The organism is Pseudomonas sp. NPDC087598, assembly GCF_044743525.1.
Classification (GTDB): domain Bacteria; phylum Pseudomonadota; class Gammaproteobacteria; order Pseudomonadales; family Pseudomonadaceae; genus Aquipseudomonas.
In genome coordinates, this window is sequence record NZ_JBIUWQ010000001.1 from 113506 (window position 1) to 133860 (window position 20355).

Below are 20355 nucleotides of genomic sequence, written 5' to 3' on the forward strand. Positions count from 1 at the left end.
GGGTCAGCCGCGGATCATCTCCCGCACTTTGGCGGTGAGCAGATCGAAGGTGAACGGCTTGGTGATCATCTGCATCCCCGAGTCGAGGAAACCGCCCCGCACCGCCGCATGTTCGGCGTACCCGGTGATGAACAATACCTTCAAGCCCGGCCGGTATTGCCGACCGATCTCTGCCAGTTGCCGACCGTTCATGCCCGGCAAGCCGACGTCGCTGATCAGCAGATCAATACGCTGCGCCGAGTTGAGAATCGGTACGGCGCCATCAGCATCCCCAGCCTCGACAAACGCATAACCGAGTTCACCCAGTACCGAGCTGACCAGCAAGCGCACGGCCGGGTCGTCTTCGACAATCAGGACGGTTTCGCCGTCGATTGCATGCGGGACTTGCTCGGTATCGCTGGTCGGTTGTTCCAGTTCTTCGCCACGGAAACGCGGCAGATAGAGTTTGACCGTCGTGCCCTGATCAATCTCGCTGTCGATCGACACATGGCCGCGTGACTGTTTACTGAAGCCGTAGATCATCGACAGGCCAAGTCCTGTGCCCTGACCGATGGGCTTGGTGGTGAAAAACGGATCGAACGCACGGTTGATGACACTCTGCGGCATGCCACTGCCGTTGTCGGTGACACTCAGCATCACGTAGTCGCCGGGTTCAAGATTGGGATAGGCCTCGGTGAAGTCACGGCGCAGCACCTGATTACTGGTCTCGACCACCAGAAGGCCGCCCTCGGGCATGGCGTCGCGGGCGTTGATGACCAGATTGAGCAGGGCGCTTTCCAGCTGATTGGGGTCTGCCTCGGCGACCCAGAGCTTTTCATCCAGACGCATATCCAGCTGAATGCTTTCGTTGAGGCTGCGCTGCAACAGCTCGCCCATCGACAGCACCAAGGTATTCATCTGCACGGCTTTGGAATCGAGTGACTGCCGACGGGAAAACGCCAGCAAACGATGGGTCAGGCCGGCGGCGCGGTTGGCCGAGGTCACGCCCAGATCGATCAGACTGTCGAGGTCATCAGTGCGCCCTCGGGCCAAGCGCCGGCGCAGCAGTTCAAGGCTGCCGATAATGCCGGTGAGCATGTTATTGAAGTCGTGGGCGATACCGCCCGTGAGCTGACCGACCGCTTCCATCTTCTGCGACTGACGCAACGCTTCTTCGTTGTGCCGCAGCTGTGCGGTGCGTTCTTCGACCTGCTGCTCGAGGGTTTCCAGGGTCGATTGCAGGCGCCGCTCGCTTTCACTCAGGTCGATCAGGCGATCGCGGGCGTCGTACTGTCGTCGACGACCGCGAAGGGCGGCGGACACCAGGCTGACCAGCGTTGCCGGATGAAACGGGCGCTCAAGAAACGTTACGTTGCCAAGCAAATCGCTGAGGCGCGAGGACGGCCCTTGTTCCTGTCCGCCATGATGCGTGAGCAGAACAATCGGCAGATCCGACCACGCCGGTTGTTGTTCCAGATACAGAAACAGCGCCTCCAACTCCGGGCCGCGCAAGGCTTCGGCAGCGATCAGCAACAGACCGGCGCCGGGCTCCAGTTGCGCACACAGTGTGGCAAGGTCCGGCGTAATCAGGCCTCCATAACCCGCCTCGTTGAGAATCATCAGCGCAATTTGGCTGTCGCGGCCCAATGGCGCCAGAATCAGCGCGCGCTCGGCCAGCGGCACAGACACTGTCACGAGCTCTCTTCCTGCAACAGCGGATTACTCGCGCCGAGGTAGGTCGGTACGCCACGAAGCACGCCCTGGAAGGCTTCCAGCGGTTCACCAATGGTCATGCCTTGCTTCGAAATACGGTATTCACGAATGGTCGATTCGTGGCTACCGGTGCGTTTCTTGATGATGGAGATAGCGCGGCGGACCTTGCCGATTGCTTCGAAGTAACGCAACAGAATCACCGTGTCAGCCAGATAAGTGATGTCGACCGGCGCTTGCATGTCGCCAACCAGACCGTGCTGGGCAACGGTCATGAAGGTGGCCGCGCCTTTGCGGTTCAGGTACAGCAACAGTTCGTGCATGTGCAGCACGAGGGCGTTTTCTTCGGGCATCGCGGCCTGATAGCCGTTGATGCTGTCGATGACCACGGTTTTGATGTTGGCATCATCGACGCAGCTGCGCACTCGATGTGAAAACTCGCCCGGTGACAGCTCGGCGGCGTCCACTTGCTCGATCAGCAGATTGCCGGTGGCGCGCAGGGCTTTGAGGTCGATGCCGATGTTTTTCATCCGCTCGAAAAGCAGTTCCAGTTCTTCGTCGAAGATGAACAGGGCGGCTTTTTCCCCGCGCGCCACTGCGGCGGCGGCGAAGATCATCGAGATCAGCGATTTACCCGTACCGGCAGGGCCGAGGATCAGCGTGCTGGAGCCGGTTTCGATCCCGCCGCCAAGCAATGCGTCCAATTCCTTGATGCCGCTGGTCAACTGCAGACGCGGGTAATCGCCGCGATGCTCCGCCGCCACCAGTCGTGGGAACACATGGACGCCATCGCCCATGATGGTGAAATCGTGAAAACCGCCGCGGTACTTTTGCCCACGGTACTTGACCACCCGTACCCGTCGCCGCTCGGCGCCGTAGTTGGGCGTGAGTTCTTCGAGCCGGATCACGCCATGGGCGACGCTGTGCACGGTTTTGTCGAGGGATTCGGTGGTCAGGTCATCGAGCAGCAAAACCGTGGCGTTATAGCGCACGAAATAATGCTTGATCGCTAGGATCTGCCGACGATAGCGCAAGGAGCTTTGCGCGAGCAGGCGGATCTCCGACAGACTGTCGAGCACCACGCGGGTCGGTTTGAAGCGTTCGACCGCTTCGAATATCTGCCGGGTGGCTTCGCCCAGTTCCAGATCGGAGGAATACAGCAGGCTCTGCTGGTGTTCGGCATTGAGCAGGCTTTCCGGTGGCGTCAGTTCGAAGATATGGATGTTGTCGTCAAGCTCCCAGCCGTGGGACAGCGCACCCTGGCGCAGTTCATGCTCGGTTTCCGAAAGCGTGATGTACAACGAGCGTTCGCCAGCCTTCGCGCCGGCCCGGAGAAAATGCAAGGCGACCGTAGTTTTACCGGTTCCGGGCTCGCCCTCCAGCAAGAAAACATGACCGCGAGACAAGCCACCGGCCAGGATGTCATCCAGACCCACAATGCCGGTAGCGGCTTTCGCACTGATCAACTCGTTAGATGTAGACAAAAAATGCCCTCTCATGACTAGGGGAAGCGAGACCGCTGACTGAATTGAGCGGCCTGATTTACTTGACCCGTTGCAGTGATGGCAGTTCCACTTTTTCTTGGTGGTGAGGGGATTTATCCCCGATGGCATGGGTAACAGGCTCTGGGCAGAGGAGGGCCGCTTCGCGTCCCATCGGGGATAAATCCCCTCGCCACAGGTCACATCTATCCGATTCAGAGACCTTGCTGCAACGCCGGATCATCCGGGTTCAACTGCTCGAGCTGAGCCAGCAGAATCTGCACGTTCTGCAACTGGCCGCTTTCTTTCCAGTAGTTGATCAGCAACACCCGCGCCTTGCGGTCGGCCGGGTGGCGCTGGACGATTTCCTGCAGTTGCTTCTGCGCCGCCTCCAGCTCCTCTGCACTGTGCAGAGTAGTGGCGAGGTCGTAGCGGTAATCCTTGTTGTCAGGTTCCAGTTCGACCGCTTTCGACAAACCGAGCAGGGCGTATTCACGCTGGCCGTGGTGCAACAGCCACAGACCGAGGGCGTGTTGCAGATACGCCGAGTCAGGTTGCGCCTTAAGCTGTTGGGCGAGCAACTGCCGCGCCGCATCAGTTTGTCCCTGACGATCGAGTACATCGATCTGCATCACCAGTGCCTGCAAGTTGCCCGGCTCCAGACGCAGCGTGTTGTCCAGTGCTTGCTGCGCCTGTTTCAACTCGGCGTTGTGGATATAAAGGCGCGCCAGTTGGGCGTAAGTCGCGGCGCTTTCCGGTTGGTCCTTGAGCGCTTGCTCCCAGCCATCGATCGCTTGTTGCAGCGGCGCGAAATACAGTCCCAGCTCGTCCGGGGTCAAGCCGAGCAGGGCGTTTATGGCAGCAAAACGCACGGTCTGATCGTCATCTTCGAGCATCGGGCCAAGTAACAGGCTGCGTTGCCCGCCCGGTACCAGACCCACCACACTTTTGATCGCTGCCAGCCGTACCTCGGGTGCCTCGTTCTGCAGGTCGGCGTCGGCGAGTTTCAATGCCAGCGGACTTGGGTAGTTGGGCAGCTCGCCGTGGAGCCAGACGCGGCGTTTGACCGACAAGTCCGGGCGCCCCAGCTGTTGATATAACTGCCGCGCTGCACCGGGTTGACCGGTCCGGGCGGCGCCCAGCGCTTCGCTGTAGCCATGTTTTATCGCGTCGGGGATGACCGGAGTGGTACTGCGCACAGATAGCCATGCCACGACGACAATAAGCACAAGACCAAGACTGATAAGCAGATAGCGGCGAGACTGAGGCATGCAGGTTTCCGAAAGCAGGCGTACTTGAGCAGAGCGGCAAGCTTCGGTCAGCTCGGACCTTGAGTCAAACCCTGAGCATGCGAATCGCCCTACAAGTGCTGTCGACTGTGTAACCCGTCAGGCTTTCGCTGCAGTGTCTACGCTTGCAGGAGTCGCTTGAATGAGTGTGCCCATGCAATCCCTGCTGAATTATTTCAAGGCGGTGATCCATCCCGGTCAAGCCGTCCTGCTGTTTGCCCTGCGCACTATTGCGGCCGGGTTGCTGACGCTGTATCTGGCGTTCCTGTTCGATCTCGATCAGCCCAAGTGGTCGATCATGGCCGTGGTCATTGTCAGTCAACCGCTGGCCGGCATGGCACTGGCACGCAGTTTTGGCCAGGTGATCGGCACCACGCTCGGTGCCGCGGTGGCGGTGCTGATCATGGCAATCTTTCCGCAGGCGCCGCTGCCGTTCATCACGACACTGGCCCTGTGGCTGGCGCTCTGCACGGCGGGCGGTACGTTGCTGCGCTACACCAGTTCCCAGGCGTTTGTGCTCAGCGGTTACACCGCCGTGGTGGTGGCGTTGCTGGCCATTCCCGATCAGGACGGCACTTTTCTGCTGGCCGTCACCCGCGTGACCGAAACGTTGCTGGCCGTGGCCTGTGTCTGTGTGGTCAGTCTGCTCACGGCGCGCCCGGAAGCTGTCGCCAAGGGGTATTTCGCCAAGGTCGATCAGGTGATCAGACTGGTCGCCAGTCATTCCGCTGCGGTCATTCGCACGCAAGAGAGCGAAGCCGACTTTCAACGTCGGCAAATGCAATTGCTCGGTGAGATCAGTGCCCTCGAAGGGTTGCGCCGTCACCTGTACTTCGATGCGCCGCGGTTGCGCAGCGCGAATAACCTGGTGCTGTTGCTGGGTAATCAATTGATGCTGCTGACTTCGCGCCTGACCGCCTTGAGGCATCAACGCGAACTGCTGACCGAGCGCTGGGAGGGCGATCTGCCGCTGGAAGTGCAGCGCCTGCGGGCCGAAGAGCTGGCGCTTCTCGACCAGTTGGCGGAGCAGGGCCGGTCACTCCCCGCCGAAAAGCGCCATCATTTCGTGACGCTGCAACAGCAATTCGAAGCCCTGGCGTATGAGGCCGAACAACTGACCGAAGACATGAGCGCCACCCTGCGTTCACTGGCGTGGGCCTTGCGCTGGGAGCAGGCGCGTCTATTGCAGCAACTGGAACAGATCCTCGAGCTGAGCGATGCCATTCAGGAGGGGCGCGAGGCCAGTTGCCTTTATCGCGGTCAGGCCAGCCCCCTGCATCTGGATTTCACTCTGGCCTCGATGAACGCCATTCGTGCCTTTACCGCGTTGCTGGTCGCTGGGTTGATCTGGATCGAAACCGCTTGGGACGGTGCGCGGGGCGGGATGATTCTGGTGGGGATTCTCTGTTCGCTCATGGCGACATTTCCGCGCCCGCTGATGGCGGCACAGAGTTATGCCCGTGGTTTGGGCCTGGCACTCGTGGTATCGGCGCTCTATCAATTCATGCTGGTGCCGGCGATCAGTGACTTCGAGTGGCTGGCGTTGTTGCTGGCACCGCTGCTTTATGTGATCGCGGTCGGTTTGGCGAGCCCGGCGACTGCAGGGATCGGCATGGGGCTGGGCTTGTCGAGTTTCCTCATGCTTGGCCCGCAGAATATCGGCACCGGGCAGAACACGTCGATCCAATGGTTTGAATTTGCCGGTGCCTATGTCAGCGCAGCGATGCTCGCCCTGATCGTCTACGCGTGGATTTTCCCGTTTCGCCCGGTTTGGCGCCTTCGTCGCTTGTTCAACGAATCGCGTGAGCAGGTGTATGAGCTGACTAAAAAACCAGCCACCGATGAGCAGCAATTCGCCTTCGAAAGCCGCATGGTCGATCGTTTGACCAGCATGCTGGGTTTGCTGCCGGCGGCAAATGACCGGGCCATGCAACAGTTGTACGAGATTAGTCTGGGCTGCGTGGCACTGGGTGTGGCGATGCACCAGCTCAGGCAGCAGGCGCAGAACAATGCGCTGCTCACGGACGTGTTCAGTCAGCACCTGTCTTCGGCCTTGCGCAAGACCGGACGCTTTGTCGCCGGGCGACAGGATGCGCAGCTGACGCCGTTGCTGGATACGCTGCACGCACTGGGCGATGAGCTGGATGATCTGCACGTCGCCAGTCATGAACACCTGTGGTCGGTGTTTCGCATGCGCGTGGCACTGCTGATCGTCGTGTCGTTTCTGCAGCGCCACGGCGAGTACCTGCAACGCAATGCCTCGGAAGGAGAGCCGGCCCTTGCCCATTGATTTCGAGATTGGCGGCGTTTATCTGCCACCCATTGCTCAGGCCCTGTTGCTGGCCATACCGATTTTCATGCTGCTGGATTGGAGCTTGCGCCGTCTGGGTGTGCTGCGCCTGGTCTGGCATGAGGCGTTGTTCGAAGGGGCACTGTATGCCTGCGTCTGTGCCACGCTGCTTTTGCTGATGGGAGCCTGATGCCTTGAAAGTGTTACTCGCTCGATCAATGACGTTGGCGGTGGTGCTGCTGGCCATCGTACTCGGCTGGTTTGCCTGGGAACATTACACCCGTGCGCCCTGGACCCGGGATGCCCGGGTGAGGGCGGACGTGGTGACGTTGTCGGCCGACGTTTCCGGCCGTATCGTCAGCCTGGCAGTGCAGGACAACCAGCACGTCGACAAGGGGCAACTGCTGATGGAGATCGATCCGGCGCGCTACACGTTGGCGGTAGAACATTCGCGGCGCTCGGTGGAAGTGGCCAAAGCAACCTTGGGCCAGTCGCAAGCGGCGATTGTTGCCAGCGAAGCGCTGCTCAAACAGCGTCAAAGTGAAGAGCGCCGGCGCCGTACGCTCAAGCAGGGTTTTGCGATCTCCGGGGAAGAGTGGGAAAAGTCCAGTACCGACGTGGCGGTGGCTCAGGCTGATCTGTTGCGCAATCAGGCCAACCTCGGACTGGCGCAGGCAAATGTGCAATTGGCGATTGCGGCACTGACTCAGGCCGAACTGGATTTACAGCGTACCCGTGTCGAGTCGCCGGTCAGCGGCTACGTCACCAACCTGCTGACCCGTGAGGGCGATTACGCAGTGGCCGGTGGCGCACTGTTGGCGCTGGTCGACAGCGACTCGTTCTACATCAGCGGTTACTTCGAGGAAACCAAATTGCCGCGGATCGAGGAGGGCGATCGCGTGCGAATTCAGTTGATGAGCGGGGAAACCTTCGGCGGTCGCGTGCAAAGCATCGCTTTCGCCATCGCGGATAGGGAAAACGCCCCGGGCAGTCGTCTGCTGGCGAACATCAACCCGAGTTACACCTGGGTGAAACTGGCGCAACGGGTTCCGGTGCGGATCGACATCGATAGTGACTATGGCGGCAAGAACCGCTTGCGCGCAGGCACGACGGCCACTGTCACCATCCTGGAATAACCTCACCCGCAGGGGTGAATCTTCAGGCACAAAAAAGCCCCGCGACCGAATGATACGCGGGGCAAAAAATTGGTTGGTTGCGGCCAACCAAAGGAGCTCTTTAAAAACTGGACGTTACTTGCTGGCGACTGTTTCCGGCTGCCAGCCACCACCAAGGGCCTTGTAGATCGCGACAATGCCGCGATACAGATCGACTTCGGCCTGGGCCTGGCTGTCTTCGGCGTTCAGACGTTCACGCTGAGCATCGAGCAGCACGAGGAAGTCAGTGGTGCCTTCGCGATAACGAATCTCTGCCAGATCGGCAGCCTTGCGGCTCGATTCGCTCTGGCGGATCAGCGAGATCAGCCGTTGCTGACGTTTGCCGTAGTCGCTGAAGGCGTTTTCCGATTCTTCCAGGGCCAGCAGCACTTGTTGCTCGTAGGTCGCCAGCGCGCCTTCGGCATCCGCATCGGCGCCGCGCAACCGGGCCCGAACGCTGCCAAGGTCAAACGCCGCCCAGGTGATGCTCGGGCCGAGCGCCCAGGCGTTGGCCGCCGAGGAGCCGATCTGCGAACCGCGTCCGGCCGTCCAGCCGAGGAAACCGCTGAGGCTGACCCGTGGGAACAGATCTGCCTTGGCGACACCGATGCGCGCCGTGGCGGAAGCCAGTTTGCGTTCAGCGCTGAGGATGTCCGGACGACGTTGCAGCAGCTCGCCCGGGTTACCGATTGGCAGGGCCTTGGCGATTGCCGGCAAGTCTTTTGGACTCAGATCGACGGTCAGCTTGTCCGGACGCTCACCCAACAGGGTGGCGATGCGGTTTTTCTGCCGAACCTGTTCCGCCTGCAATTGCGGCACGCTGGCTTCGACCGAGGCCAGACGCGCATCGGCACGTTCGACATCGAGCTGATCGCCAACGCCGGCATCACGCAGGCTGATGGTGATCTTGCGTGACTCCTGCTGGTTGTTCAGGTTGGCCACGGCGATCTTTTCCCGCAGCTGTGCGCCGCGCAGCTGGCCGTAAGCGTCCACCAGTTCGGCAATCATGGTGACTTGCAGTTGGTACAGATCAGCCTCGACCGCTTGCTGCTCGGCATCGGCCGATTCCAGATTGCGCTGGATACGGCCGAACAAGTCCAGTTCCCAGGCCATGTCCAAGCCAAGGTCATAGCGTTCGCTGTTGACCCGTTTGGTGGTCTGGCCAGGGATTTGCCCCTTGGCCAGATCACTGCTGGCGCGGCTGGTGATGGTTGGCATCGCATCGTTGCTGACGTCGTCGCGGATCGCCCGGGCGGCTTTCCAGCGAGCGAACGCCACACGCAATTCACGGTTGCCTTGCAGCGATTGAGTCACCAACTGGTTGAGGGTCGGATCGTCGAACTGCTGCCACCAGATGCCTTCGAATTTCGAACGGTCGAAGTTCTTTTGCCCGGCGGCGCCGTCGGTGGCGGTCGTGATGTTGGCCGCCTCCGTGGCTGGGGTCTTGTAGTCGGGGCCGACGGCGCAGGCGCTGAGGGCCAGCACCAGCAGACTCGGCAGGAAGACTTTCAGACTCATTGTTGCGCCTCCAATTTCAGGGCCTTGGCCGCTTTGCGGGCTTCACTGCGTTCGACAAAGTTACGGATCAGCACGTAGAACACTGGCGTCAGCAACAGACCGAAGAAGGTCACGCCGAGCATCCCGGAGAACACCGCCACACCCATGGCGTGACGCATCTCGGCGCCGGCACCGCTGGAGAACACCAGAGGCACCACACCCATGATGAAGGCGAAGGAGGTCATCAGGATCGGCCGCAGACGCAGACGGCAGGCTTCAAGTACCGCAGCGAGCGGGTCGAGACCCTCTTCCTGTTTGTCCTTGGCAAACTCGACGATCAGAATCGCGTTCTTACAGGCAAGTCCCACCAGTACGATCAAGCCGATCTGGGTGAAGATGTTGTTGTCACCGCCGGAGATGATTACACCGGTGATGGCCGACAGCAGGGTCATCGGTACGATCAGGATCACCGCCAATGGCAGGCTCCAGCTTTCGTATTGAGCCGCGAGCACCAGGAACGCCAGCAGTACGCAGAGCGGGAACACGAACAGCGCGGTGTTGCCGGACAGAATCTGCTGGTAGGTCAGGTCGGTCCATTCGTAGGTCATGCCGTTCGGAAGTTCATCCTTGAGCAGTTTCTCGATGGCCTTTTCCGCTTGACCGGAGCTGTAGCCGGGGGCCGCCGCACCGTTGATTTCTGCGGTGATGAAGCCGTTGTAGTGCATCACGCGATCCGGACCCGAGGTGTCGCTGACCTTGATGAAGGTCGCCAGCGGGATCATTTCGCCTTTGTTGTTACGGACTTTCAGCTGGCCGATCTGATCGGATTCGAGGCGGAACTGTTGTTCGGCCTGAACGTTGACCTGATAGGTGCGACCGAAACGGTTGAAGTCGTTGGCATACAGCGAACCCAGGTAGATCTGCAGGGTGTCGAAGATGTCACTGACGGCCACGCCGTGGGTCTTGGCTTTTTCCCGGTCGATAGCAGCATCGACCTGCGGTACGTTCACGGTGTAACTGGTGAACAGGCCAGCCAGTTCCGGCACGCTGTGGCTCTTGTTGATGATGTTCATGGTTTCTTTGTACAGCTCGTCGTAGCCCAGGTTACCCCGGTCTTCGATTTGCAGACGGAAACCACCAATGGTGCCCAGACCTTGTACCGGCGGTGGCGGGAAGATCGCCATGTAGGCTTCCTGAATGTTCGCGTACTGGCCGTTCAAGGCACCGGCAATCGCGCCGGCGGACATGCTCGGGTCTTTACGTTCGTCGAACGGTTTCAGGGTCACGAACACAATGCCGGCGTTCGGGCTGTTGGTGAAGCCGTTGATCGACAGGCCCGGGAACGCTACGGCGCTTTCCACGCCTGGCTGTTTCAGGGCGAGGTCGGACATGCGTTTGATCACGTCTTCGGTGCGATCCAGGCTCGCGGCGTCCGGCAGTTGCGCGAAGGCCACCAGGTATTGCTTGTCCTGGCCGGGTACGAAACCGGTCGGCGTGTTGGAAAAACCGAAGAAGGTCAGCACCATCAGACCTGCGTACAGGAACAGAGCGATGCCGCTGCCACGGATAACCCGGCGCACGGTTCCGACGTAGCCATGGCTGGCACGGTCGAAGAAGCGGTTGAACGGACGGAACAACCAGCCACCGAATATCTTGTCGAGCACCTTGGAGAAGCGATCTTTCGGCGCGTCATGGCTTTTTAGCAACACAGCGGCCAATGCTGGCGACAGGGTCAGCGAGTTGAACGCCGAGATCACGGTCGAGATCGCAATGGTCAAAGCGAACTGTTTGTAGAACTGCCCGGTGAGGCCGGAGATGAACGCCGCTGGAATAAACACCGCACACAGCACCAGCGCCGTGGCAATGATCGGCCCAGTCACTTCACCCATGGCTTTTTTGGTCGCATCGAAGGGGTTGAGCCCCAGTTCGATGTTCCGTTCAACGTTCTCCACCACCACGATGGCGTCGTCCACCACGATACCGATGGCCAGTACCAGGCCGAACAGCGACAGGGCGTTGAGCGAGAAGCCGAACAGGTGCATGACCGCAAACGTACCGATCAACGATACCGGCACCGCCACCAACGGAATGATCGAAGCGCGCCAGGTTTGCAGGAACAGGATCACCACCAGTACCACGAGGATCAGCGCTTCGAAGAGGGTGTGAACCACCGCTTCGATCGAGCCGCGCACGAAGATCGTCGGGTCATAGACGATGCTGTAGTCCATGCCTTGCGGGAAGCCTTTCTTCAGCTCTTCCATCTTGCCGCGAACTTCGTTCGAGATGTCGATGGCGTTGGAACCGGGACGCTGGAAGATCGGAATCGCTACCGCCGGCTGATTGTTCAGCAACGAGCGCAGGGCGTATTGGCTGGAACCCAGTTCAACGCGAGCGATGTCTTTGAGGCGAGTGATTTCACCGTTGTCGCCTGCGCGAATAATGATGTTTTCAAACTCTTCCTCAGTCACCAGACGGCCCTGGGTGTTGACCGACAGCTGGAAGCTTTGCGCATTCGGGGCAGGGGGCGCGCCCAATTGGCCAGCAGCCACTTGGCGGTTCTGTTCACGAATGGCGGTGACCACGTCAGTGGCGGTCAGATTACGCGAAGCGGTCTTGTTCGGATCGAGCCAGACACGCAGCGAATAGTCGCCCATGCCGAACAACTGCACATCACCGACACCACCGAGGCGAGCGAGCTCATCCTTGATGTTGAGGATCGCGTAGTTGGACAGGTAGAGCATGTCGTAGCGCTTGTCCGGCGAGGTCAAGTGCACAACCATGGTCAGGTCGGGCGAAGCCTTGTCGACGGTGATACCGATACGCGTCACTTCCTCGGGAAGCTTCGGCTCGGTTCGGGTCACCCGGTTTTGCACCTGCACCTGCGCGTTGTCCAGGTCAGTGCCCAGGGCGAAAGTGATGGTCAGGGTGATCTTGCCGTCAGCGGTGGATTGCGAGGACATGTAGAGCATGTTCTCGACGCCGGTGATGGCCTGCTCCAGAGGAGCCGCCACAGTTTCACCGATGACTTTAGGGTTGGCACCCGGGAAGTTCGCACGTACCACCACGGTTGGCGGCACGACTTCCGGGTATTCGCTGATCGGTAGCTGGAACAGCGAGATCGCACCGGCGATCAGGATCAACAGCGACAGCACCGCTGCGAAGATCGGCCGTGAAATGAAGAATTGGGAAAAATTCATCGGAGTTGTCGTCCCTTAACCGCGTGGGGTCGTAGCAGCCAGCTTCACAACCGCACCGGACGCACCTTTGGCAGGGGCGACTTTGGGCAGGTTGCTGGCTTCCAGCGCTTGACGTTGTTGAGCGAGTGCCGCGATGGTTTGCTCGCTGGCCATCGGCACCACTTCAGGAGTGACCGGTGAGCCAGGGCGAACGCGTTGCAGACCCTTGACGATGATCGTGTCGTCCTTGTTCAGGCCGGTACGGACGATGCGCAGGCCTTCGATCTTCGGACCGAGTTCGACGGCGCGGTAAGCGGTTTTGTTGTCCGCATCCATGACCAGCACGAACTTCTTGCCGAGGTCGGTGCCGACCGCTTCGTCGTTGATCAGCATGGCGTTGTAGGTACCGCTGCCGACCAGTTTCAGGCGTGCATACAGGCCCGGGGTGTAGGTGCCGTCGCTGTTGTCGAACACTGCGCGACCACGGATGGTGCCGGTTTTCGGATTGACCTGGTTGTCGACGAAGTTCATCTGACCGAGGTGCGGGTTGCCGTCTTCGTTGGACAGGCCCATGTACACCGGAGTGGTCGCGCCGCGCTGACCGTTACGGGCCAGTTGGGTGTATTTGAGGAACACACGCTCGTCGGCGTCGAAGTAGGCGTAAACCCTGTCGGTGGAAACAACGCTGGTCAGTGGCGTGGTATCGGCGGTGACCAGGTTACCGGCGGTGATTTCGGCACGACTGACGCGGCCGCTGATTGGCGCGGTCACGCGGGTGAAGCTCAGGTTCAGTTTGGCCAGATCCAGTTGCGCTTGCAGGGCACCGACGGCAGCGCGGGCTTCTTGTGCAGCGCTGGTGCGCGAGTCAGCCAGTTCGGCGGAGATCGCATTGCTGGCACGCAAACGTTCGCCACGACCAGCTTCGTTTTCACTGCGGGTGGCGTTGGCGCGGGATTGGGCGACCAGAGCTTCGAGGCGGCGAACCTCAGCCTGGAACGGACGGGGGTCGATCTGGAACAGCAGGTCGCCTTTCTTGACCAGTGCACCTTCAGTGAAGGCGACATCGTCGATCTGGCCGGAGACCCGTGGACGGATTTCAACGGTTTCCGGTGCTTCGAGGCGCCCGGTGAATTCGTCCCACTCGTTGACCGGTTGTTCCAGCACCTTGGCCACGCTGACTTTGGCAGCGGGCATGGTGGCGGCAGTCTCCGGAGTCTTGCCGCAGGCGCTCATCACCAGTACGGCCAACATGGCCAACGGGAAGCGCAAATGTTTGAGTGACTGTTCCATGGATGCATCCGCCAATGTATTGAAGATGGGCGGATGATGCTCGGCGGGGTGTGATGGCACGAATCGAATGAAGCAAAGGTAACTATCATTCGGAATGATATAAGACCCGAGCGAGCCCTCTAGCATGCACCTTTCGTTAGGAGGCTATCAATCTCTTTGAGGGCAATTCTGTGTTGCTCCGTGTGCAAAAGTCAGGAGCAAGGCTGAGCGGCGAGGATTACGTGACGATTAAAAAACTGTGGCGAAGGAGCAAGCTCCCTCGCCACAGAGGTCTTAGAGTTTCGGCAACTGGCCGATGCGGCCGATCATTTCCGTGACGATCTGCAGATCCAGCTGGAATTGCTCCACGGTCTTGAATTCACCGTCGGTGTGGCCGGTGTATTTCACATCCGGCTTGGCCAGACCGAACTGCACGCCGTTCGGCAATTCATGCACGGAGGTGGCGCCAGCGGAGGTGCCGAACTCGTGTTTCATGCCGAGGTTTTCAGTCGATACTGCCAAAAGCGCTTTGACCCACTCACCCTCAGGATTGCGGTACATCGGCTCGGCAATCGAATAGTCGAAGGCGACGGCAACGTGACTCTTCTTGCTCCACGACGCCAGTTTCTCAGCAATTTCCGCCTTGAGTTTCTCTGGCGACTTGCCCTTCGGCACGCGCAGGTTGACCGCGAGTTTGAAGGCTTTGTCATCCATGCCGACATAGGTCAGCGACGTTGTCAGCGGCCCCATGAAGGCGTCGGAGAAACCGACACCGAGTTTGTTGCCCAAATAATCCAGGCCCCAGTTATCAGCGGCGTAACGCGCGGCATCGGTGATGTGGTTGTGCTTGAAGGCGACCTTGCCATCAAGGCTATTAATAAAGACCAGCATTCGCGCGACCGGATTAACCCCCGATTCGGGTTCGGAGGAGTGCGCGGATACGCCCGTCACCGTCAGTTTGACGTCTTTACCGTCAACCTTGGCGCTCACCTGGAAATCACCGCCATTACGCTTGGCAAATTCGTCGCCGGCCTTCTGCAGGCTGGCAGCCAGTTCGGCCGGTTTGTCGGTGATCAGGGTGGCGACTGAAACCGAAGGAATCTGGTTCGTCGCCAGGCCGCCGGTCATCGAGATGATTTCCGCGCCTTTGCCTTCACCTTTGCGCTTGGCAAAGTTGGCCATGACCGTGCCGTAACCTTTCTCGGCAATGACTACCGGGTAGCCACCATCCAGTGCCAGGTTGTAGTTGGGCGTCGGATTACGTTCGAAGTAGTAGGGGATCGCATCGCCGGTGGTTTCTTCGGTGGTGTCCACCAACAGTTTGAAATTACGTGCCAGCGGCAGCTTTTCATCCTTGATGACTTTCATCGCATAGAGCGTGACGACGATGCCGTTCTTGTCATCCTCGGTGCCACGACCGTACATGCGATCACCGATCAGCGTGATCTTGAATGGATCGAGGCGGGTGCCATCCTTGAGCACCCAGTTCTCCGGCGTCACCGGCACCACGTCGGCGTGGGCATGAATGCCGACAACTTCATCGCCGCTACCTTCGAGAGAAATCTCATACACGCGGTTGTCGATGTTGCGGAAATTCAGATGGAAGGACTCGGCCAGGCTCTTGATCTTTTCGCCGATCTTGATGAATTCCGGATTGTCGTGCTGGGCTACGCCGTCCTTGCGATAGGTCGGAATCTCCACCAGCTCACGCAGGGTCTCGGTGGCTGCAGCGCTGTATTTCACGCGGGCGTAAATACCGAGCAGGCGGTAGATCTCGTTCTGCTGTTCAGCGGTCAGGGACTTGTTGTCCAGGAACGCGCTGATGGCCGAGCCAATGTCGGCGGCTTTCGCCAGATCGCTCTTGGCCAGGCTACCGAGGAACTGACGGAAATCCGTGGTCGACTCGGCCTTGAAGCTTTTGAGGATTTCAGCGCTCTGCTGCGGGGTAATGTTGGCCTGAGCCGGCGCGGTAAAAGCCGCTAGTCCAGCCAGCATCAAGGTCGTTGCGGCCAGTTTTTTGAAAGGGAAATTCATTATGAAGGGCATTCCTTTGCAGGACAGTGAGTAAAGCGTGTCTCAACGCTGAGACACATGCATTTACAAACTAACACCGTGCCAGAGCGTTGCGGGAGTCCTGAAAGGGGAACTGTCGCACAGAAATGCAAAAGCGGCGCACAAACGAAAAAGCCCGAGGCGTAGGCCCGGGCTTTTTAATTGGAGAATTTTCCGTCGATCGAAGGTTCTTCCCCATCGGTGCACAATTCAGTCAGAGACTATCCGGATCCCCAAAAAACATCTGAATCCGTGACCTCAACCATCTCTCACCCGGATCATTATCCTGCGACCCACGCCAAGCCATATGCAGCTCAAACGTACGCGTCGGCAGCGGCGGATCTTCCGCCCTGACACCTCCGGCAGCCGTCAACGCATCCGCCGTGTAATCCGGCACAGTCGCAACGATATCGGTGCCCGCGAGCAATGTACTCAATCCATTGAACTGCGGCACAGCCAGTACCACGTGCCGCTTGCGCCCGAGTTTCTCCAGTTCTTCATCAATGAAACCACTGAGATCGCCAGCGAATGAAACCAGTGCATGCGGTCGCGCGCAGTAGTCATCAAGACTTAGCGGGCCGGGCACGGTATCGGCGCGCAACAGTTTCGGCTGGCTGCGGCGCAAGACTTTGCGCTTGGCATTGGCCGGCAGGTCGGTGGTGTAGCTGACGCCGATCGAGATTTCGCCGGAAGCCAGAAGGCCTGGCATCAGGATGTAGTTGACGCGGCGCACCACGAGGACGATTCCCGGTGATTCGGCGCGCAGGCGTTTGAGCAGCATCGGCAGCAGGGCGAATTCGACGTCATCGGACAAACCGATGCGAAACACCGAGGTGCTGGTGGCCGGGTCGAATTCTGCGGCACGGCTGACGGCGGTCGAAATCGAGTCGAGGGCAGGCGAGAGCAGGGCGAAGATTTCCACCGCGCGGGCGGACGGTTCCATGCTCCGACCGGTGCGCACGAACAAGGGGTCATCGAACAGGCTACGCAGACGCGAGAGCGCTGCACTGATTGCCGGCTGACCGAGGAAAAGCTTCTCGGCGGCACGGGTCACACTGCGTTCGTGCATCAATGTTTCGAATACGATCAACAGGTTCAGGTCGACACGACGCAGGTCATTACGATTCATCTGGAGTCCTGGCAGAGTCATCAAGCTTGACGAGGGCGGCCATATGAGAACAATGGCCGGCATGAATCTTACGGGGAAAGGCTGGTACTCTGCACCGGAAAATTCAGCTTTACTCACACGGTGGCAAGAGTTTTTTCATGGATTTTGCCCATGCCGCCCATACTGCGGAATCAATGACAGGCATGTCGACTATTAATAGCCACTGATAGTCTTGGGTCAAAAGCCCAGATAGAGTTCATGGCATTAGAGGTTACTTTGACGAGGTTTGCGATGTCCCGCACGATCCGTTTTCACAAGTTTGGTCCGGCCGAGGTGCTCAAATGCGAAGAGCATGCGGCCGCTCAGCCAGGTCCTGGCGAAGTGCAGGTGCGTGTCGAGGCGATCGGCATCAGCTGGTACGACACGCTCTGGCGTCAGAACCTGGCCTCGTCCCAGGCACGCCTGCCGTCGGGCCTTGGCCATGAAATGGCCGGTGTGGTCACGGCGGTCGGCGCCGATGTCGAAGATTTGTCCGTGGGTGACAAGGTCGCGAGTTTTCCGGCCGAGAGTCCAAACGACTATCCGGTCTATGGCGAATCGATCGTACTGCCGCGTACCGCGCTGACTCGGTATCCGGACATACTCAGCCCGATCGAAGCCAGTGTGCATTACACACCGCTGCTGATCGCCTACTTCGCTTATGCCGATCTGGCGCGGGTCAAACCCGGTCAGTTTGCGTTGGTCACTGATGCCAGTCACTGCGCCGGCCCTTCCTTTGTCCAACTGGGCAAGGCCATGGGTGTGCGGGTGATTGCCGCGACCAAGGACGCGGAGGAGCGCGAATACCTGCTGTCTCTCGGCGCGGAGAAGGTGATTGTCACCGAAGAGGAAGATCTGTTGATGCGAATCAACAAGATCACCGACAACCGTGGTGTCGACGTGGTTTTCGACGGTCTCGGTGGCCCGCAGATGTCGCTGCTCGGCGATGTGCTGGCGCCGCGTGGCAGCCTGGTGTTGTACGGCCTGCAAGGTGGCAACCAGACGCCGTTCCCGGCCTGCGCAGCGTTCCAGAAGAATATCCAGTTCTTCGTGCACTGCATTGGTAATTTCACCGGCAAACCGGAACTGGGCATCACCCAGGATCACGTCGCTCTGCAACGTGCCTTGCGTGACATCAACCAGTTGACTGCTGATCGTGTGCTGGTGCCGCTCAAGACTCGTGTATTCCCGTTCAACGAGTTCGTCGAAGCGCATCGCTACATGGACGAATGCCCATGCCGCGAACGGGTGGCTCTGCAAGTCGAACCGGCATAAGAATCTCCCCTCCATCAGAGTCCGTGGCACCACGGACTCTTCTGTGTTTATCCCCCCTCTGAAAAACCGATCTCGCTGCCTGCAACCGAGCCTGTTCAGCAACTGAACTGGTTTTTACCCTCGATCTGTATCTTCTAATCGCAATATAAGCCCTGATAATTGAATGATTACTTTCATCTCAAGGAATGAGCCATGGCTGTGCATTCAATTTGTTCCGCGCAATATCAGGCGGCTGGAACTGCTTGTCGAGAAAACTTCTGTTTAATTGTTGTAGGGCTATTCGCAAACTGCTTCTCTTTTTCTTGTACTCACTTGTCGTGGGACGTTGTGGGAAGTTTCCTAGGAATAATAAATTTTAGAAAAATCTCAGTAATTACAGGTGCTTGAGGCGGTCTGTCAGTGAATACTTGGCTTTTCAAAGCTCAAGTGTTTCAAATAACTACAGATTCGTAAGTGTTAGCATTTGAGCGTCTATTACTTATTGATGAATTGCCGTACGGCCGAGATATTGGTCTGTGCGTCATGAAACTTTTTATACCGGGTAAATACCGATGAGCACGATCCATGATCAGGCAATGAACTATGTCTATCAGCAAGTATTGCAGCGATTGCTGAGTTTCTTCTCCCGCGCGGAACGCACGGCATTGCAGTTGTTGATCCAGCGATTGGCCGTGGCGGCGGGCGGCATGGAGAACATCGGTCATTTCAAGGTGATGGTGATCCAGACCGGTTCACGCGACAGCTGTTACACACTGGCCCTGCTCCGGGCGGCGCAGTTGAGCATCGCCGGGCGTGCCCCCGCCACCTTCCAATTGCGGGTCGCCAATTTACGCTGGAACGGCAACAGCCATATGGCACTGCAGAACATGCACCGCAGCTACGGCGCGCTGTTCCTTTACGACGATCCCCGTGTCGAGTTGCTGATGGTGGATCATCGTCAGGTACTGCCATTCGACCATCAGGCGCCGGTCTGTGACGAGGGGCGGGAAGCCAATCGGGTCAACCTCCTGCTCATTGGTCATCGTCGCAGCTTTAGCGAGGCGCTCGAATTGTGGGATGACGCCTATCTGGCCACCGCCGAGTTCTACGGGCAGGTCGCCCGCTGGGACAACGGCGTCGATGCAATGATCGGTAGTGAATGCGCGAGCCGCCAGATTCATTTCCTTGATGGCTTGAGTCGCGCCGTACAAAAAGCGGCCATTGCCGATCCGTTGGTGACTACCGCAGGCTACGAAGCGCTGTTTCCGCTGCTTGACGGGCTTGGGGGGGATTACTACCGCGAGTTCTATACGGACGAAGAGCGGGTAGCGTGGCGCCCCGAAGGTCAATTCGAAGCCTGTCGACGCACCGGCTTCATCAACATCAACGACATGATTGTCGGCAAACTCGAAGAACGCTGGCCCTTGCTCAGTGACTTTCTTGGATTTCAGGCAGATGAACTGACGCTTTATCAAGGTGACGACGAGTTCGCAGATCCTTTGGTGGTCGCCCATTTACGAGGCTTGCAGGCGCGCTTCATCGAGGGCCGAACCTATGAGGCCGGAATCAGCGATTACCTTCAAAGCTGCTTGCTGACGATGCGCCGCAAGCAGGTGCCAGAGCCGGTTTGCGAACAATTGCTCGCCAGTTTCGGCAATCTGCAGGACCCCGATCAACTGCGCCAGCACGCGGAAGCCTGCCTGTTGGAAAACTTTGATCTCAACGAGATCCAGTTGGTGTGCCTGATGTTTGCACCGTTTATCGATGCCGGTGCCGGACTTGAAAGATTTCTGCGCAATTGTCATCCGGGCATGTTGGTGGCAATGCCGGACCTGCACCGGGCGATGCAGGGGCTGCATGCGTCGGATCAGGTTTTGAAATGGATGACGGATGTCAGTGGCTTGCCGGTCAAATTGATTGTGCGTCTTTACGCCATGGGGCCGATCCGCATACCCGCCCCCGGCGAGCCAGCATCGCAGACTGCAAGTCCAGGCGAGGCGGGTACTGGCGCGCCAGTCGATCGATCGGCGGAAGGCTAAGCGTGAGCCATTTGCCAG

General features: G+C 59.0%; 13 protein-coding genes. 5 read left to right on the plus strand and 8 right to left on the minus strand.

What is annotated here, in order from left to right:
• Positions 1-3: 3 nt before the first annotated feature.
• The 3 genes from ACIOWE_RS00530 to ACIOWE_RS00540 form a co-directional block, all read right to left on the minus strand.
• Positions 4-1674 carry an ATP-binding protein gene (locus tag ACIOWE_RS00530; RefSeq protein ID WP_401385956.1) on the minus strand — a complete coding sequence of 557 codons (1671 nt, stop codon included), beginning with the start codon at positions 1672-1674 and terminating at the stop codon, positions 4-6.
• Positions 1671-3173, minus strand: coding sequence for an ATPase domain-containing protein (locus ACIOWE_RS00535; protein ID WP_401385959.1), 1503 nt, complete (start codon positions 3171-3173; stop codon positions 1671-1673). Before ACIOWE_RS00535 ends, ACIOWE_RS00530 begins: the two co-directional genes overlap by 4 nt.
• Before the next feature lie 212 nt (positions 3174-3385).
• On the minus strand, positions 3386-4441 hold the full coding sequence (locus ACIOWE_RS00540) for a tetratricopeptide repeat protein (protein WP_401385962.1): 1056 nt from the start codon (positions 4439-4441) through the stop codon (positions 3386-3388).
• Positions 4442-4601: 160 nt separating this feature from the next.
• On the opposite strand from ACIOWE_RS00540, the gene ACIOWE_RS00545 reads away from it, so the two are divergent.
• From ACIOWE_RS00545 to ACIOWE_RS00555, 3 genes are read left to right on the plus strand one after another with little or no spacing between them, the layout of a single operon-like run.
• Complete coding sequence (locus tag ACIOWE_RS00545) at positions 4602-6749, plus strand: FUSC family protein (RefSeq protein WP_401385965.1); 2148 nt, start codon at positions 4602-4604, stop codon at positions 6747-6749.
• Positions 6739-6939, plus strand: a complete 201-nt coding sequence (locus tag ACIOWE_RS00550; RefSeq protein WP_401385968.1) for a DUF1656 domain-containing protein — start codon at positions 6739-6741, stop codon at positions 6937-6939. The genes ACIOWE_RS00545 and ACIOWE_RS00550 overlap by 11 nt, the downstream gene beginning before the upstream one ends.
• Positions 6940-6943: 4 nt before the next feature.
• Entirely contained in the window at positions 6944-7885 is a 942-nt protein-coding gene (locus ACIOWE_RS00555; RefSeq protein ID WP_401385971.1) for a biotin/lipoyl-binding protein, read from the plus strand.
• Between the two features lie 114 nt (positions 7886-7999).
• On the opposite strand, the gene ACIOWE_RS00560 is transcribed toward ACIOWE_RS00555, so the two are convergent.
• From ACIOWE_RS00560 to ACIOWE_RS00580, 5 genes are all read right to left on the minus strand, one after another.
• Positions 8000-9421 carry an efflux transporter outer membrane subunit gene (locus ACIOWE_RS00560; protein ID WP_201238087.1) on the minus strand — a complete coding sequence of 474 codons (1422 nt, stop codon included), beginning with the start codon at positions 9419-9421 and terminating at the stop codon, positions 8000-8002.
• Positions 9418-12597: an efflux RND transporter permease subunit gene (locus ACIOWE_RS00565; RefSeq protein WP_401385974.1), complete on the minus strand. Its 3180-nt coding sequence runs from the start codon at positions 12595-12597 to the stop codon at positions 9418-9420. The genes ACIOWE_RS00560 and ACIOWE_RS00565 overlap by 4 nt, the downstream gene beginning before the upstream one ends.
• A gap of 15 nt (positions 12598-12612) precedes the next feature.
• Entirely contained in the window at positions 12613-13866 is a 1254-nt protein-coding gene (gene mexE, locus ACIOWE_RS00570; RefSeq protein ID WP_201238089.1) for a multidrug efflux RND transporter periplasmic adaptor subunit MexE, read from the minus strand.
• 273 nt (positions 13867-14139) lie between these two features.
• Positions 14140-15879: a dipeptidase gene (locus tag ACIOWE_RS00575; RefSeq protein WP_401385978.1), complete on the minus strand. Its 1740-nt coding sequence runs from the start codon at positions 15877-15879 to the stop codon at positions 14140-14142.
• A gap of 232 nt (positions 15880-16111) precedes the next feature.
• Complete coding sequence (locus ACIOWE_RS00580) at positions 16112-17026, minus strand: LysR family transcriptional regulator (RefSeq protein WP_242489501.1); 915 nt, start codon at positions 17024-17026, stop codon at positions 16112-16114.
• Between the two features lie 270 nt (positions 17027-17296).
• Here ACIOWE_RS00580 and ACIOWE_RS00585 point away from each other — a divergent pair, with 270 nt between their 5' ends.
• Complete coding sequence (locus tag ACIOWE_RS00585) at positions 17297-18319, plus strand: zinc-dependent alcohol dehydrogenase family protein (RefSeq protein ID WP_201238093.1); 1023 nt, start codon at positions 17297-17299, stop codon at positions 18317-18319.
• Between the two features lie 551 nt (positions 18320-18870).
• Entirely contained in the window at positions 18871-20337 is a 1467-nt protein-coding gene (locus tag ACIOWE_RS00590; protein WP_401385982.1) for a hypothetical protein, read from the plus strand.
• Positions 20338-20355 lie beyond the last annotated feature (18 nt).